A 16,471-nucleotide genomic window follows, 5' to 3' on the forward strand; every position below is an offset into this window, starting at 1 on the left:
CGAGGTCGTCCTCCGGGTCCGGCTGGAGACCGCTGCACGCGCCGCCGACGTCGGGGGTGAGCACGGGTGCGGACGCATGCGCGGGCTGCCGCCGGGGCTCGCTCCGCTTCGCCGGTTCCCGCTCGGGCGCGCCGCGTTGGGGCAGGCCACGCTCGGGTGCCGTCCGCGTGGGCAGATCGCGCCGGGGCGCCGCCGGGCGTTCGGGCTCGGGGTGTCCGGTCGCGGGGCGCTCCGGGGTCCGGGGCTCGGGAGCCGACCGGTCCGGGAGCGGCCGCTCCGGCAACTCCCGTCCGGGGGCCCGCCGTTGCGGCGTCTCCCGCTCGTACCCGTCCCGTTCGTACCCGTCCCGCTCAAGGCCGTCGCGCTGGTAGCCGTCGCGCTCGGAGGTGCGTTCCGCCGCCGAGGGTTCCCTCCGCTTCGGCCGTACGGCGTCGGCCGCGGGCACCGCCGCATGCTCGGCGAACTCGCCGCGTACGGCGTCGTCTTGGCGCCCGCCGTCCTCGTCCGCCGGCTCCCTGAAGGCCGGAAGGATCGGCGGCGCCTCCTCCAGCAGCTCGTTCGGGATGAGGACGACGGCCTTCGTCCCCCCGTACGCCGACCTGCACAGCGTGATCTCCAGGCCGATGCGGTTCGCCAGCAACGCCACCACGAACAGGCCGAGTTGGGGTATCTCGCCGAGCCGTGTCACGTCCGGCTCGGGCGGGTCGGCCAGCAGCCGGTTGAGGTGCTCGTACTGCTCGGTGTCCATGCCGAGGCCGCGGTCGATCACCTCGACGGCCAGCCGGCCTCCGGCGACCTCCTCGGCCCGTACGTTGACATGGGTGTGCGGCGGGGAGAAGGACGTGCCGTTCTCGATCAGGGCCGCGAGGATGTGCCCGACGTCGGCGACGACACGGCCGGAGAGCGAGAACTCCGGCGCGGTCTCCACCTCGACGCGTGTGTAGTCGACGGTCTCCGCGACGGCGCTGCGCAGCACCTGGAAGACCGGGACGGGCTTGCTCCAGCGGCGGCCGGGCTGCACGCCGACGATGAGCGACTGGTTCTCCAGGTCGCGGCGGAGCCGGGTGACCAGGTGGTCGATCTTGAAGATGTCCGTCAGCAGCTCGGGGTCGTGCTCCCTGCGCTCCAGGCTGTCGATGAGGGAGATGAGCTGGCTGATCAGCAACTGGTTACGGCGCAGCAGGCCCAGCACGACCGTCTCGGCGCCCTCGCGCTTGCGGTGCTGCTGCTGCGTGGTCTCCGCGTCGCTCTTCCACTTGGCGTCGATGGCCTCGGCGAGACCGCTCAACTCCTCGACGGCGCTGCGCTGTTGCTCCCGTACGGCGCTCACCAGACGGCCCAGCTCGTCGTGGGCCGCAGCGCCGCTCTCGTGCGGCACGGTGGGCAGACCGCCGCTCCGCTCGCCCTGCTTGTAGCGGGCGACGAGATCCGGCAGGGAGGTGTCGGTCCACTGGACGGTCGCCTCCTCCAGTCCGGCCAGACGGCGCGTCAGCGAGCGCGAGAGGCGTACGGCGAGAAAACCCGTCAGGGCCAGCACGGCCAGCACCGCGGCGGAGCCCGCCCCGGCGGTCAGCAGGGCGTCGTCGGCACGGGCGGCGCCCTGGTCGGCCATGCCGTCGAGCGAGGCGGAGGTGGCGTCCCGCAGGTCGCCGGTGACGGCGTCGGCCGCGTCGCGCCACTCGCTCGCCCGCGCGGGAAGTTCCCAGCGTGCGGGGGCACTTCGGGGTGTCGTCGGCGTCGTACCGGGTGTGGTGCCCGGGGTGGTGCCCGACCCCGGGGTCGTGCTGCGCGAGGGGGCCTGCCGCGCCTGGGAGCCGATGCTGTCCTCGATGCGCTGCACCACGGCCCACTGCCGCTGGTCGGCTATCCGCCGGTAGTCGCCGGCGGCGGACGCCGGGATGTTGCGGGTGTCCATGTTCCGCGCGGCCTCCCGCTGCGCGGCCACATGTCCGAGGAAGGTCTGCCGGACGGTCGTCGACATCTGCCCGGAGGGCTCCGCGCCGGTCAGCAGCGCGTCCTCACGGGAGAGCAGCTCGCCGATCTGCACCAGCGACGTCACCGCGGCGGCGCTGTGGGCGAGTTGGCCGTCGTCGCTGTGCAGGACGTCGGCGAGGAAGGTCGTGCCCGCCTCGGCCGCTCCCGTGTAGTAGCCGTAGGAGTCACCGCGTCCGGACGCACGCGAGTCGACCTGGTTCCGCTCCCGGGTCAGGTCGCCCAGGGACTTCGTCAGGGTACGCTGCTTGTCCGCATCGACGCTCTGCTCGAGGTCGTCGAAGCGCCCCTCGGCGGCGCGGAAGGCGGAGAGCGCCTTGTCGGTGCGGGCGCGCGCGGCCTCCAGCGCCGCGTGTGCGTTCTTCGTACGGTGGCTCTGCCAGGCGGCGGTACAGCGCCGCTCGTCCTGAAGGCGCGTCACCAGTGTGTGCACCGAGTGACCGGCCGAGGAACCGGCCTTCGCCTCCGCTCCTAACCGCAGGCCCTTTTCCACCGAGTCGTTTGCCGCGTATGCCCACATTCCCGCGAGTGCGACCGCCGGAACGAGAATGGGGGAAACCAGCGCTATGCGCAGGGAGTGACGACGTGCAGTCTTGGGCACTCTGTGCCGGTCGCGTTCGTCTGACATCTTCTTCCTCGCGACAGCGGACCGATGGTGGCGCTCAGGGGGGTTCGGGATCCGCCGAGGGGCTCGGTTGTACCGGTGGCTCACGGTTTTCACTGACGTGGCTTTCCCGGCAGACAGCCGGAAACGGTACCACGTCGCGATGCGTCAACACTGAACGGGAAAGCGCGTCATCCTCCCCCGGGAAGGCCCGAGTTGGGGACGCGCACGGCTCGGTTCACGACAACTGCCCACCATCGGGATTCCGTTCACAAGAGCATGTCTATCAGTTGCCGCGCCGCCGGGAAAGCGGCCTTCGGCAGCACCTGATCAAGGAAGCAGAAAAGCGTGCCGATACCGGTGGGTTCGAAAAGATTCTGTGGAGTTGTGAGCGTTACAGGCGGGCCAGTAGCCGTGGTGTGTAGAGAGCCGTCGGCGGCTTGACACCGGCGAACACGTCGAAATAGGTCGACGTCAGCTCCGGTTCGGACGCGACCGCCCGCAGCAGCGACAGCCGTTTGGGGTGCGTCTCCAGCCGCGCCGCCGACAGAGCGGCCTGGTATCCCTCCGCCATCGCCTCGTCCCGGTGGCGTGCCCAGGCGTCCAACGCCTCGTCCAGGCGCGGCCGTTCGTCCAGCAGCCCGGCGATGTGCCCGGCCAGCGACTCCGCCTGGAGGAAGGCGTCGGTGATGCCGCGGGCGGTGATGGAGTCCTTGTGGTGTCCGGCGTCGCCGACCAGGGCCCAGCCGGGTCCGCTCGCCTGCCGGAAGAAGTTCTCCTGGTGCCCGGTGCCGCGCAGTTGCTCCACGCGCCGCCCGTCCCGCAGCCGTTCGTGCAGCGTGGGCGCCGTGGCCCGGATCTGCTCCGTGTAGGCGGCGTCGGCGTCGGTGCGCACCTCGGCGTAGCGCGACTGCGGAAGGTAGGCGAGGACGAGCGTCGCCCCGTCGTTGGTGGGGACGGAGGCCACCCAGCCGCCGGGCCGCTCGTAGAGCTCCAGCAGCGAGGGCACCCCCTCCCAGTACGCGTAGTAGGCGCACGTCAGCCGCGGCGTCCGCTGGGTCTCGCGGGCGCCGGAGTGCTCCGCGACCGTGGAGCGCATGCCGTCCGCGCCGATCACCAGATGTGCGCGTTCGGTGAACTCCCGTCCGCCCTGGCGCAGTCGCACGCCGCACACCCGCCCGGAGTCCTCGTGCAGCAGCCCGGTGACCGAGCAGCGGTGGCGTACCTCGACGCCCGCCTCGGCCGCGGCGTCCGAGAGCACCGGGTCCAGCAGACGGCGGCGCGGGGCGTAGCCGGCGCGCTGCCCGTCGACGCCGTCCCCGCTGCCCTCCAGGCGGATGTCCGCCACGCGGTACAGCACGCGGTCCAGCGGCGGGCAGCCGGTGGCCCGTACCCGGTCGAGCAGTCCCCAGCGGGCGAGCGCCGCCACGCCGGGCTGGTGGATGACGTGCGTGGACAGCGTGTCGGTCCCGCGTTCGCCGCGTTCCACCAGGAGCACCCGGTGTCCGGCACGGGCCAGCAGCATGGCCGTCGGTGATCCGGCGCAGCGCGCCCCCACCACGATGGCATCGAACATGCCTGGTTCTCCCAGACGTTGATGAAGTCACTGATTGCCGTGCGCGCTCCCCACCGCGCGGTCTGCGCGCCGGGGAGCGGTCGTGCGCGTTTCAGGAGCGGTCGTGCGTGAGGGCCGTCGCCAGAGCCTGCCTGTCGACCTTGCCGTTCGGGTTGAGCGGCAGTTGCTCGAAGGCGGTGATGCGGCGCGGCAGCATATACGCCGGGAGGCGGACGCCGAGGTGGCGGTGGAGCGCCTCGGTCTCGTCCGGGCCGCGCCGGGCCGTGGTGACGACCGCCTCCAGGTCCGTCTCGCCGCCCCGCCCCTGCACGGCGAGGACGATCGCGTCGCGCACCGCGGGGTGCTGCCGCAACAGGGCCTCCACCTCGCCGAGTTCGACGCGGTAGCCGCGTATCTGGACCTGGTGGTCGATGCGTCCCAAGTGGACGAGCACACCGTCCTGTTCGGCGACGCGGTCACCGGTGCGGTACCAGCCGGCCCGCCCCGGCGGCGTGTCGGCGTCGTGCGGCTGCACCGTGCCGTCCTCGCCCAACGACAGGAACCTGCCGGGGTTGTTGGCGGGGTCGAGATATCCCGGGAAGCGCTGCGCGCCGCGCAGACACAGCTCGCCCTCGGCGGCCCGCTTGCCGTCCTCGTCCAGCACCAGGTGCTCGACCGTCGGGTACGGACGTCCGATGGGCACCGTCCCGTTCGGTGTGACGGGCCAGCGCTCCGTGTCCTGCGGCAGCCGGTATCCCACGCAGGTGCAGGTGAGTTCGGTCGGCCCGTAGAGGTTGTCGACCGTGCTCGCGGGGGCGGCCTCCTGCCACAGCCGGGCCGCCGCCAGCGGAAGCGCCTCGCCGCCGAAGAGGCTCCGGCGCAGCGTGGGCATGCTGCCGGGCTTCAAAGCGCCGAGCCGCTGCGCGAAGGAGATGAGCGAGGGAACGGACCACCAGTGCGTGATACGGGCCGAGTTGACGAAGGCGACCGGCGTCAGCAACTGGCTGCGCTGCGGTACGACGAGGGTGCCGCCCTGGTGCCAGGTGACGAACAGGTCGTAGAGCGAGCCGTCGAAGGACAGGTCGAAGGTCTGCGAGCAGCGGCTGCCGGGCGCCACGTCGTAGAGCGTGGAGGCGTGGGCCACGTACGAGACCGCGTTGCGGTGCAGCATCGGCACGCCCTTGGGCGCTCCGGTCGAGCCCGAAGTGAAGACGATGTAGGCCACGTCGTCCGGGACGGACGGGCAGGGCGGCAGCGGCGGCGCACCGTCCGCGGCGGCCCCTGCCACCTCCTCGGGGCTCGACGTCAGTACGGGGACGCGGACTTCGGCGGTCGCGGGGTGCGGCGCGGTGACGAGCAGTCCGATGCCCGCGGCCTCGGCGATGGCGGCGTTGCGGCCCGGCGGGCAGTCCGGGTTGAGGGCCACGACGGTGGCGCCGGTGCGCAGCGCGGCGAGATATGCGGCGTACGAGACGAGCGTGCGGTCGGAGAGGATGCCCACCCGTGCGGGGGCGGTGCCTCCGCCGGCCTCGGCGATCCGGGCGGCCAACGCCTCCGCGGCGTCGTGCAGTTGAGCGTAGGTCAGCTCCAGGCCGCCGACTTCCAGGGCGGTGTGCGCGCTGTGCCGACGGGCGGCGGACGCGAACTGCTCCCAGAGGCCGGGATGATGGTCGCTCATACCGTCTGCGCCTCCAACTGCCGGAGGTATCCGCGCAGTTGGCCGACGGTGTGCAGTGCGGCCAGCTCTTCGGGGTCGACCTCGTAGTGGTGCTCCTGTGCCAGCTTCGCGATGATCTCGATCCTGGCCAGGGAGTCGATGCCGATCTCCGACAGCAGGGAGCTGTCACGGTACTTGGAGGAGGCGCGGGCGTGTTCGCCCAGCAGCACGGTGGCCAGGTCGTCGCCCTCCGCCGCGTGCCCGCCGGTGCCGTGGTCGTGCTCGCCGGGCCAGTAGCGCTGCATCTGCCACGGGTAGGACGGCAGCGGCACGAAGACGCAGCCGGTGCCGAACAGGGCGTCCCAGTCGACGGGTTGGCCGCTGCGGTACTGCTCGGCGGCGTCGGACAGGGCCCGCGGCGGGATGACCGCACCGGTCTCGCCGTGGCGCAGCACGTTCGCGATCTCCTCGTGCGTGGAGCCGGTCACCGCCATCCGGTACGGGTGGTGCTGGCGGCGGGTCGCCGCGCTGTGGCAGATGTCGCGCAGCGCGAGCACCGATCCGGCACCGCCGGGCATCAGATACGCCGCGTACGCGTCGGCAAGTGCCTGAAGCGCGGCGGGAGTCCGTGCCGAGAGGGGCAGCACATACGTCTGCCTGTCGGAGTCGTCCTCCTGTGCGCGGTCCGACACGGCCGGCTCGCCCTCGCGCAGCACCACGTGCGCGTTCAGACACGAGGCCCCCTGGCCGGTGACCCCGGCGAGGGCCGGACGTCCGCGGTCGGGGATCTCCCGGAGCGCTCCGGGCACGGCGAGCGGCAGGTCGTCCCAGGCGATCTGCGGACTGGGCGTCTTCAGATGCAGGTTCGGCGGGATGCGGCGGTGCTCCAGACACATCACGGTCTTGATCAGTCCGGCGATGCTGCCGGCCGCCTCCGCGTAGCCGATGTTCGTCTTCACCGAGCCGATGTAGCAGGGGCGTTCGGCCGGGCGGCCCTCGCCGACGACCTTCCCCAGCGCGGCGAACTCCACCTGGTCGAGCATCGGCGAACCCGAGCCGTGCGCCTCGACGAAGTCCACCTCGGACGGTTCGACGCCCGCGTCCTCGTACGCCTTGCGCAGCACATGGATCTGGCCCTCGACGGACGGCGCGAGCAACGATTCGCCGGTGTGGCCGTTGCTGCCGACGGCGCTGCCCTGGATCATCGCACGGATCCGGTCGCCGTCGGCGCGGGCGGCGGCCAGCGGTTTGAGGACGACGACGCCGACGCCGTCGCTCGGCGCGAAACCGTCGGCGTCGGCGTCGGCGAACTTGCTGCGCCCGTCGTGGGCGAGGTTCCCGGCCCGCGTCATCATCACGGCGACGTCCGGACGGAGCGCGAGGTTCACACCGGCGACCAGGGCCAGCGGCACCTCCCGCGTACGGATCGCCTGCACCGCCTGGTGCACGGCCGCCAGCGACGACGAACACGCGGTGTCGATCAGCACGCTGGGGCCGCGCAGGTCGAGTTGCCAGGAGAGTCTGGCGGGCAGCAGCGCACGGAAGTTGTTGAGCTGGGACGCCGTGACGTGATCCAGGCCCTGCTGGAGCTGGCGCTCCAGGAAGTCGCCGCGGGTGTTGCCGACGTAGACGCCGGTGTCGCCGCCGGCGAGCGACTCGGGCGGCCGGCCGGCGTCCTCCAGCGCCTCCCACGCGGTCATCAGCAGCAGCCGCTGCTGCGGATCGAGGTCCGTCGCCTCCGTCGGTGACATGCCGAAGAATCCCGCGTCGAATTCGGCGATGGAGTCCAGGTAGCCCGCGCGGCGGCTGGCGATTGTGCCCGGTTCCGGGCTCTCGGAGTAGAGCGCATTCGCGTCGTAGCGCTCTGCCGGGGTTTCACTCGTGGCATCCCGACCGGTTTGCAGGATTTCCCACAGTTGGTCGGGGTCTGCGGCTCCGGGGAACTTGCAGGCCATGCCGATGACTGCCACCGACCGTTCTTCACCGTCCGTTGTTGTTCGCCTCACTACCCGCCCCTCCATTGCCAACGTGTGACGCGCGACGACGATGTTCCCACCCGCCCTGGAGCCTTCCACCGTGGCTGTAACTTGATGCACTCGTCTCGCACCGCACCGTGACGTACTGGGCGGTAAGGAACACTCAGGTCATCGCAGACAGATATTTGGTGTGCATATGCCCGAAGTATTCCTTTTATTCTTCACCGTTTCTCGGCCGCTCGTGCCCAGACTTCTCGCAACTGGAAAGGGGGCAGGTTTCAAGATTGACGGGAAGCGATCGCTTCGCGAAACGGCAGAAGTTGGACACCCTGGCCGATAGTGCGCTTTCGACCGCCTGACGGCGCCGCTCCCCGAGTCTCTCCCGTGCCGCACGCGGACCGTACGCCGCCCCGTGCGGCACGTGCGCCGGGGACAGTGCGCGCCGGGTCTGGTTTCATGTGCGGCCATGGACTCCACAGCCTCGAACGAACTGCGGCTCGCGGACGAACAGCGCGAGCGCCGACTGCAGCGCCTCGGTCTCAACTCCCCTGAGCCGGAAGAGAAGTTCGACAGAATCGCCACGCTGGCGAGCAGTCTCGCCGACGCTCCCATAGCCATGGTCAACTTCATCGGCGGCCAGCAGATGTTCCGCGGCCTGTGCTTCCCGACGTCCGGTCAGAAGCACGAGGAGCACGCCGGGATCCCCTTCGGGATCGGCGACGTGCCGCCGGCTCCCGAGTCGCGCGACGCCCCCATAGACATCGGCTTCTGCCCCCATGTCGTGCGCCAGAAGGCCCAGTTGGCGATCGAGGACGTCCTCGCCAGCCGCCATTACCGCAACAACCCGGTGGTCGAGGCGCTGAACGTACGGGCCTATCTCGGCACTCCGCTGAAGGACAACACGGGCCTGATCATCGGCACCGTGACGGTCGCCGACGTACGGCCGCACAAGTGGACCGAGAAGCAGAAGTCGGAGATGCAGTTCCTGGCCGACACCCTGAAGCCCGAATTCCAGCTCAGGGACAGCGTTCTGGCACAGCAGGACGAACTGCTCGCGGTCTTCGACCGGGCGCCCTTCCCGATGATGCTCACTCAGGGACCGGACCATCTGCTGCGTTTCGCCAACACCCGGCAGGGAAGCGCTTTCGGCCGTGCCGAGCTGCTGACTCCGGCCCGCGATGCGTATCCCACGCTGCGCGACGCGGGTGTTTTCGACACGATGGACTGGGCTTTGCAGGAAGCTCAGGTCACCGAACTGCGCAGCGTGAGCATTCCGTTGCCCGGCTCGGAACTCTCCCAGCGCTTCGACATCACGTGCACTCCGGTGCGGCTGCGTCCCGACGCCCCGGTGAACACCGTTCTGACGACCGCGATCACATCCGATGAATCGGCCCCGGGATCGCCGCAGCAGAAACTCGCGGAAGACCTCGTCTCCAGCTTCGCCAATCCCCGTACGGAGGGCATGGACAGCTAGAAAGACAGTCGGGGAATTCCCCGCGCGGCACAGAGGCCGCCGGCCGGTGAGACCGGTCGCGGCCGGATTCGCGCCGCCGGTTCCGGCCCGCCGTCACGGCGTACGGGAGCGGCGGCATCCCCGGTGGTCCGCACCGGGCCCGGCACCGGCACCACGCCCCCGCACGCGCCCCGGCACCGCCCCGCGCGCTGCCCGTCCGGTCCCTCCGAAGGGCGTACCGGAACGGCGGGCCACGGCGTGCGGTGTGACGATGAGAGCCACTGGCGCCGGGTGAGAGGCGGACGTCATGGCACGCGCCGTTTGGTCGGGATCGCTGACGTTCGGGCTGGTCACCCTGCCCGTCCAGCTCGCGACGGCCACCGACTCGCACACGATCCGCTTCCGTCAACTGGAGCGGGGCACCTCGGACCGGGTGCGCAACCGGCGGGTCAACGAGCGCACCGGCGAAGAGGTCCCCTACGACAAGATCGTCAAGGGGTACGACACCGGCGGCGGCGAGTACGTGATCATCGAGCCCGGAGAGCTGGACGAGATCACGCCGGGCCGGTCCCAGGCGATCGAAATCACCGGATTTGTCGAGCTGGACGCCATCGCTCCGGCGTACTTCGACAGCACATACTTTCTCCAGCCCCGAAAAGAACACGCCAATGTTTACGGGCTGTTGCGTGACGCCCTCGCCGAGACGGGCCGCGCGGGCATCGCCACGATGAGCATGCGGCAGAAGGACTATCTCGTGGCGGTGCACGAGCAGGGCGGCGTGCTGGTCATGCACACCCTGCACTGGGCGGACGAGGTGCGCGACCCGCACGAGACGCTGAGCAATCTGCCCTCGACCGCCAAGGCCCCCGCGCGGGAGCGGAAGATGGCCACGCAGCTCGTCGAGGCCATGGCCATGGAGTGGAACCCGTACGACTACCACGACCGCACCCAGGAGCGCGTACGGGAGCTGGTCGAGGCGAAGCGCTCGGGAGAGCGGGTGCCCAAGGCCGAGGGACCTCCGGAGAGCACCAACGTGGTCGATCTGATGTCCGCCCTGGAGGCCTCCGTCGACGAGGCACGCTCCTCGCGTACGAGGAGGGGCGCGGGCGGCAGAAGTGCGAAGGCCGGGAAGAGCGCGGGAGGCGCGCGGAGCGGGAAGCAGCGGCCCACGTCCCGTACGGGCGGCGGCAGCAGGGCCGGCACGGCGAAGAAGCAGGCCGGCGGACGGAAGCAGCGCGAGCGAGACCTCGCGGCGCTGACGAAGGACGAGCTGTACCGCCTGGCGGGCGAGGCGGACGTGCCCGGGCGCTCCCGGATGACCCGCGCACAACTGGAGGAGGCGGTGGCCCGCAGCTCGTCACGCGCGGCGTGACCGAGGGGCAGGGGCCAGGGGGCCGGGGCACGCAACCTCGAACTCCTGTGCAGCCGCGCGTAGTTGGAGTGACGGAGGGTTGCCGGACAAGCCGTCGGGTAGGCCGCGAAACGGACACGATGCGGTGCATACGTCCCCTTATGTGGGACTGTGCACCGTCCCGCCGGTCCGGCGTCCGGCGTCCGGCAGACCACGGTACGCGAACGCGGTCCCGGGCGCGGTCATCCGCAGCCGTCGAAAGGACACCCTTCATGATCAGCCGTGCACGGATCGGGCGACTGGCGGCCGTCGCCGTTCTCGGCGCCACCGCAGCGATCGGCACCTTCTCCGGCCAGGCGCTGGCCGACGCCCCGTACACACAGGCGCAGGCCCACGCGCAAGCTCACGCGCCCGACAGCACGGCCGCAGGCGGCAGTTGCAAGACCTGGAAGGACCGCAACACCTTCGGCGTCAAGTGCGGTTACTCCGGCTACGACGCCGTGGCCCGGTGCAAGGACGGCAGCAAGCAGTACGGGCTGAGCGTCGTCAAGAACCGCTGGTCGTACGCGTACTGCGCCGGCCACCGCGGGCTGAAGTACGGCTGGGTCGCTCCGTAGCCGCCAACGTCGGCACAGGGGGAGGCAGTTCGGCCGCTGCGTCGTCGTGGTCCGAACTCCCCCCACAGCGGCGTCAGTTGACGTCACAGACGACCGACCCCCTCCCGAACGCACGGGACGGGGTTGGTCGTCTGTGACGAGGGGTAGTCCTCGGGGCGGCATCGCCGGTTCCGTCTGCTGTTCGTACCCCCGCGACCCGAGGACGCCGCCTTGCGAGACGCACTGTCGGTCATGGATCTGGACGAGGCGCAGGCCGCCTCCGCACAGCACCTCGTCGAGGACCTCAGAGCCCGGCACCCGGGCCCCGACGACGAGGACTTCCTCCGGTCGGCGCCGCTGGAGACCGAGTCACTCCCCCGGCGACTGCGCGCGGGCGTGAGCGGACTGCGCCACGGCGACATGCCGCCCGCCGCGCTCATACGGGGATTCCCCGTGGACGACGGCGCCATCGGCCCGACGCCCGGCCACTGGAGAGAGCGCGCGCCGGACGCCACCGAGGCGCAGGACTACTGGCTGGCGCTGCTGGCCTCCCTGCTGGGAGAGCCCTTCTGCTGGTCGACCCTCCAGGACGGCCGCCTCTACAACGACATCCACCCCATCCGCGGCAGCGAGCAGCACCAGACCGGCCACGGCAGCGAGTCGCCGCTCGAGTTCCACACCGAGGACGCGTTCCACGAGTACCGCTGCGACTACATCCTGCTGCTGTCGCTGCGCAACCACGACCGGGTGCCGACGACCCTCGCCACCTCCCGCGACATCCGGCTCTCCGCCGCCGACCGCCGGGTGCTCTTCGAGCGCCGCTTCGTCATCCGGCCCGACACGGAGCACCGGAGACATATGACGGACGCGGAGATCGCCGCGTACGAGGAGCCCGTCGCCGTGCTCTTCGGGGACCGCGACGAGCCGGGCATCCGGATCGACCCGCCGTACATGGAAGCCCTGCCGGGCGACGAAGAGGCCGCGGGCGCGCTGGCCGCACTGGGCGCGCAGCTCGAAGCGGCGCTCACCGACGTCCCGTTGGGACCCGGGGACGTCCTCGTCGTCGACAACCAGCGCTGTGTGCACGGGCGCAAGCCGTTCCGGCCCCGCCTGGACGGCACCGACCGTTGGCTGCGGAAGGTCACCGTCACCCGCGACCTGCGCAAGTCGGCCGCACGGCACCGGCGCCCGCGCTCCCGCGTGCTGCGCGGCTGACCCTCAACGCCCGTACGTACGGGGCCGGTTCGGTACGTACGGGAGACCGCCCCGCACCCCGCGCCCGCGCCGCCGCCCAAGTGCCCCGCACGGCACGGGCGTTCACACCCCCGAGGAGGGACCAGGTTGCGCATCGCACTCGTCTCAGGCGACGGACTTCCCACGTCCGGCCTGCTGACCGTCTTCCGCAACGTGCTCCAGGTCGGCCGCGATCTGGAGCTGGTCGAGCTGCCGGTCGCCACCGATCTGGGCTATGCGTGGCGCCCCGACAAGGCCGAGTACTACCCCGTCGGCGGCGCACGGGACGCCCGTTCCGGCTGGATGCGGGCGGCACCGCGCCGCGTCCGGGACGGGCTGAGCGACGCGGCACGGGCGGCGGAGCTGATCGCCCTCCGCGACGGCGTCGCCGCGTACGACTCCCTCGGCGCCGATGCCCGGCGTGAACTGGCCGCGCGCATCGAGACGTTGACGGAGCCCTACCGCGTCTACTTCGCCGAGTGGCTGGCCGAGCACGAGCCGGACTGGGTCTTCGGCCTCAACATGACGCTCTCCGACGCCGTACCGGCCACCGCCGGCCTGCACGCCGCCGTACGGGAGCACTTCGCCGGCGGGCGGCGCCGCGGCGGGGTGGTCTTCTGGGACCACGACCTGTTCGGAAGCTGCGCCATCCACGATCCGCAGACCGGTGCGCGCGTCTATCCGGAGCGGCCCAACGCCCTCACCCCGCTCCCCCGCGACGACGCGCACACCCGCTGGATCGTCATCTCCGACGGGCTCGCGGACGAGGCGTCCTCCTACCCGACCGACGCCGTCCCCGAGGTCGTCTCCAACCTGCTGCCGACCGTCCCCGAGGGCCGGCCGGAGGCCCGCCACCGGGAGTTCGCGGCACAGCAGGGCCTCCAGGAGGGACGGCCGGTGCTGCTGGACCCGGTGCGGGTCTTCCGCATCAAGGGCGTGGACGTGGCGGTGCGGCTGCTCGCCGAGATGCGCGAGGAAGCGCTGCGGACCGGCGAACCCGTGCCGTATCTGCTGGTGTTCGGCGGACTGGACGAGGACCCGGAGTACGCGCGCGAAGTCACCGCGCTGTGCGCCGCGTCGGGCGTCGAGGACGACGTCCGCTTCCTCGACGGCGTACCGCTGACCAGCGTCCGCGAGGACGACGGCACCTGGCGCCTGGACGAGGTCGATCTGCTGCGGGTGGCCGCGGCGTCCTCGGGCGGCGTCGTCTTCACACCGGGCGTCACGGACGTGGAGACGGTGGGGCTCGGGCCGGGGCTCGCGGCCATGGCGGGCCTGCCCTGTCTGACGACGGAGTACGACGTCTTCGAGCCGGTCTACGGGCCGGAGTTCGCGCGCGTACGCATGGACACCTCGCCGGAGTCGGTCCGCGCGGGGGCGGCCGAGTTCGTGCGGACGCTGGCGGCGTTCCGCGAGGGCGACGACGCGCTGCGCGCACGGCTGGAGGTCAACAGGAAGATCACGGAGGACCGCTTCCCCAGGGCTCCCTGGGAGCGGTTCTGGCGTGAGCTGCGGGCGGCCTGCGCATGAGCCGGGGCGCGGACGGGCGAGCGGGGGCGGGCAGTCCGACGCGGGCGGCACGGGTAGTACGGGTGGCACGGGCGGCTCGGGAAAGAGTCCCTGTGGTTTGTCCGAAGAAGGCTCCCTACGGCGGCGTTCCTGGCGCTAGCGTGCGGCCATGACAGCGCGGCCCCCCGCTCCGGTGGCCTTGGCAGGCCGGTACGTCATGCTGGAGCCGCTCAGGATCGACCACGTCCCGGATCTCTTCGCCGCCCAGCGCGGACTGGAGACGGACTGGGGCTGGCTTCCCGTGTCCGCGCCGCGCTCGCAGGCCGAGATGCGGCTGATCGTCGAACAGCGCCTCGCGCAGCAGGCCGCGGGCGGAGCCTTCCTCTTCGCCGTGCTGGACGCCCGTATCCGGCGCCCGGTGGGCTGGATCGCCTATCTCAACATCTGCGTCATCGACCAGCGGCTGGACGTCGGCTGGCACTGGATCGGGGGCGCGCTGGCCGAGTCGTACGCCACCGTCGAGATCCATCTGCTGCTCGTCCAGCACGCGTTCGACCTGGGCTTCACGCGGGTGCAGTGGCAGCTCGACGACCTCGACCGCAACGGGCACCACACGATGCGGCAGATCGGCGCCGTACGGGAGGGGCTGCTCCAGCGGCACCAGAAGCGGCCGGACGGCACATGGCGCGACACCGTGCTGTACGCGGTGCTGGCGCCGAGCCGCGCCGCACCGCCCGGCGGGTTCGCCAACCTGAGCCTCACGGCGGGGCCTTCGCCCGCACCGGCGCCCGCGTCCGGGCCGTGGCCCGCTCCGGCACCGGCGCAGGCACCCGTACAGGGGCGGCGGCCACCGCTGGGACTGCCGCCCGGGGGCGCCGCCTACCTGCCCTGACGCCGGGCCCTTCCCCCTTCCCTGGCTCCCTTTCCTCCCCCAACTCCCCGCGGGCTGACCGCCGCTCGGGCTCCGCGACCGCGCCGTGTCCCGGGCCGCCGCGCTCAACAGGGCGTCCCCGGAACGCAGTTGCTCCCTGGGCCCTCGCCGACCGGAATCGTTTTCCCGTACCGGCCGACGGTGCACCTGCCCCGTACGGGACCGCACTGACGCCTCAGCGCCCACATCGACCACGTCCAACTCATGGCGAGGCGCGGGGGGTTGCCGTACGATTCCGGGAAATCGATTTCACGCATCGATCCCGAGCGCTCGCCCCACGGAGGGAGCCGCACCATGGACCGACCGGCACAGGCCAGGAGAACCGCGGGACCAGGTGGCACGAGCCGCCGTACGGCACTCAGGGCGGGCCTCGGGGCCGCACTCGGCGCGGGCGTCCTGCCGGCGCTGTCCGGCGCGGCGCACGCGGCGGAGCAACCCGCCGGACAGCACCCCCGTGCCATCGGCGGAACGAAGATCCGGAACGTCACCGGGCCCGACGAGACAGGGCAGTTCGCGGCCCCGTGGACGGATCTGGGCATCCCGGCGCTGTGCCCGGACGGCTCGATGCTGCACGTGGGCGGCGACACCTTCGACGGCGGCGGCGTGGGCGGCCCGGACTGGCGGGCCCCGGTCGGGCTGCGCTCCGGCAGCGACCTCGGGTCCCTGGTCGTGAACGGAAGTGTGGGCGGCGCGCACGCGGTGGGCCTCGTCCCCGAGAGCCACGAGGGCGGCACGACGGCCATCCCCTCCGACGTCTTCACCGTCGGGGACACGATGTACATGCATCTGATGCGCGGCGTGATCTTCCAGACGCACCACTCCGACTTCTGGAGGTCCACGGACAACGGCGAGACGTGGGAGTACCTGTGCCAGTGGCCGGGCGATCTGCTCGGCGGCCAGTTCCAGCAGAAGTCGTACGCGGTGGCCGACGACGGCTTCTGCTATGTGCTGTCCTCGGTCTTCAACCGGGAGGTCCCCTCCGATCTGCTGCTGCACCGCGTACCGCAGGACCGGCTCGGCGAGCCCGCCGCGTACGAGCCCTGGGGGTTCGCCGACGGGGCCTGGGCGTGGGGCAATCCGGCCACGACGGTCACCGCACGGCGCAAGTGGGGCGAGATCTGCTTCCGCGCCCTCGGCGGCAAGTACGCCTTCACCTGGCTGAACATGGAGCCCCTGTCGATGCGCGCCCAGGTCTTCGCCTCGCCCACCTCCGACCTGACCACCACCCCGGAGCAGACGGTGATCGTGCCGACGACGCCGGGCAACGAGCAGGGCAACGCCGTCGCGAGCCCGTACGGCGGGTTCATCTACCCGGGCTCGACCTTCGACGACTTCCACATCGCCGTCAGCCAGTGGTACGACGACCAGAACTACCGCGTCATGCAGTACCGCATCGACGGGCTGAGCCAGGGCTGAGCGGGAACCGGGCGGCCGTACGCCGCGTACGGGCCGTTCCGTGGAGCGATCTCCGCGGGGCGGCCCGTTCTTCATGCCGCCGCGCACCGCACGTACGCCCCCGCAGAAAGAAAAGAACCGGACACCCCAACGGGGCCCGCGGACGATTCGTTGAGCGTTTCACTTCCTTCCGTGAGGGCACAGAAAAAGCGGTCCTGC

11 protein-coding genes are annotated in these 16,471 nt (G+C 71.4%); 7 read left to right on the plus strand and 4 right to left on the minus strand.

The window, feature by feature from the left end; translation table 11 throughout:
• The 4 genes from AN218_RS16415 to AN218_RS16430 form a co-directional block, all read right to left on the minus strand.
• The coding region (locus tag AN218_RS16415; RefSeq protein ID WP_171908698.1) for a sensor histidine kinase at positions 1-2,413 on the minus strand (2,413 nt) is incomplete at its 3' end.
• A gap of 577 nt (positions 2,414-2,990) precedes the next feature.
• A complete protein-coding gene (locus AN218_RS16420) occupies positions 2,991-4,172 on the minus strand; it encodes an NAD(P)/FAD-dependent oxidoreductase (protein WP_070017637.1) in 1,182 nt (393 codons plus the stop codon).
• A 91-nt stretch (positions 4,173-4,263) separates the two neighbouring features.
• Positions 4,264-5,829, minus strand: a complete 1,566-nt coding sequence (locus AN218_RS16425) for an amino acid adenylation domain-containing protein (protein WP_070017638.1) — start codon at positions 5,827-5,829, stop codon at positions 4,264-4,266.
• The gene (locus AN218_RS16430) at positions 5,826-7,778 is read right to left on the minus strand and encodes a beta-ketoacyl synthase N-terminal-like domain-containing protein (protein ID WP_244900483.1); all 1,953 of its coding nucleotides are present in this window, start codon (positions 7,776-7,778) and stop codon (positions 5,826-5,828) included. Before AN218_RS16430 ends, AN218_RS16425 begins: the two co-directional genes overlap by 4 nt.
• A gap of 472 nt (positions 7,779-8,250) precedes the next feature.
• Here AN218_RS16430 and AN218_RS16435 point away from each other — a divergent pair, with 472 nt between their 5' ends.
• The 7 genes from AN218_RS16435 to AN218_RS16465 all read left to right on the plus strand — a co-directional run bounded on the left by AN218_RS16435 (position 8,251) and on the right by AN218_RS16465 (position 16,273).
• Positions 8,251-9,258, plus strand: a complete 1,008-nt coding sequence (locus tag AN218_RS16435; RefSeq protein ID WP_070017640.1) for a GAF domain-containing protein — start codon at positions 8,251-8,253, stop codon at positions 9,256-9,258.
• A gap of 286 nt (positions 9,259-9,544) precedes the next feature.
• A complete protein-coding gene (gene ku / locus AN218_RS16440) occupies positions 9,545-10,609 on the plus strand; it encodes a non-homologous end joining protein Ku (protein WP_070017641.1) in 1,065 nt (354 codons plus the stop codon).
• Between the two features lie 251 nt (positions 10,610-10,860).
• Positions 10,861-11,205 (plus strand): hypothetical protein, encoded by a 345-nt coding sequence (locus tag AN218_RS16445; RefSeq protein WP_070017642.1) that lies wholly within the window; start codon positions 10,861-10,863, stop codon positions 11,203-11,205.
• Positions 11,206-11,415: 210 nt separating this feature from the next.
• Complete coding sequence (gene gntD, locus AN218_RS16450) at positions 11,416-12,399, plus strand: guanitoxin biosynthesis L-enduracididine beta-hydroxylase GntD (RefSeq protein ID WP_244900484.1); 984 nt, start codon at positions 11,416-11,418, stop codon at positions 12,397-12,399.
• A 126-nt stretch (positions 12,400-12,525) separates the two neighbouring features.
• Entirely contained in the window at positions 12,526-13,947 is a 1,422-nt protein-coding gene (locus AN218_RS16455) for a glycosyltransferase family protein (RefSeq protein WP_079132240.1), read from the plus strand.
• A 148-nt stretch (positions 13,948-14,095) separates the two neighbouring features.
• A complete protein-coding gene (locus tag AN218_RS36110) occupies positions 14,096-14,818 on the plus strand; it encodes a GNAT family N-acetyltransferase (RefSeq protein WP_141747596.1) in 723 nt (240 codons plus the stop codon).
• 333 nt (positions 14,819-15,151) lie between these two features.
• Positions 15,152-16,273: a DUF4185 domain-containing protein gene (locus AN218_RS16465; RefSeq protein ID WP_070017645.1), complete on the plus strand. Its 1,122-nt coding sequence runs from the start codon at positions 15,152-15,154 to the stop codon at positions 16,271-16,273.
• Positions 16,274-16,471: the final 198 nt, after the last annotated feature.

The sequence above is a fragment of the Streptomyces nanshensis genome (assembly GCF_001751255.1).
GTDB classification, from domain to species: domain Bacteria; phylum Actinomycetota; class Actinomycetes; order Streptomycetales; family Streptomycetaceae; genus Streptomyces; species Streptomyces nanshensis_A.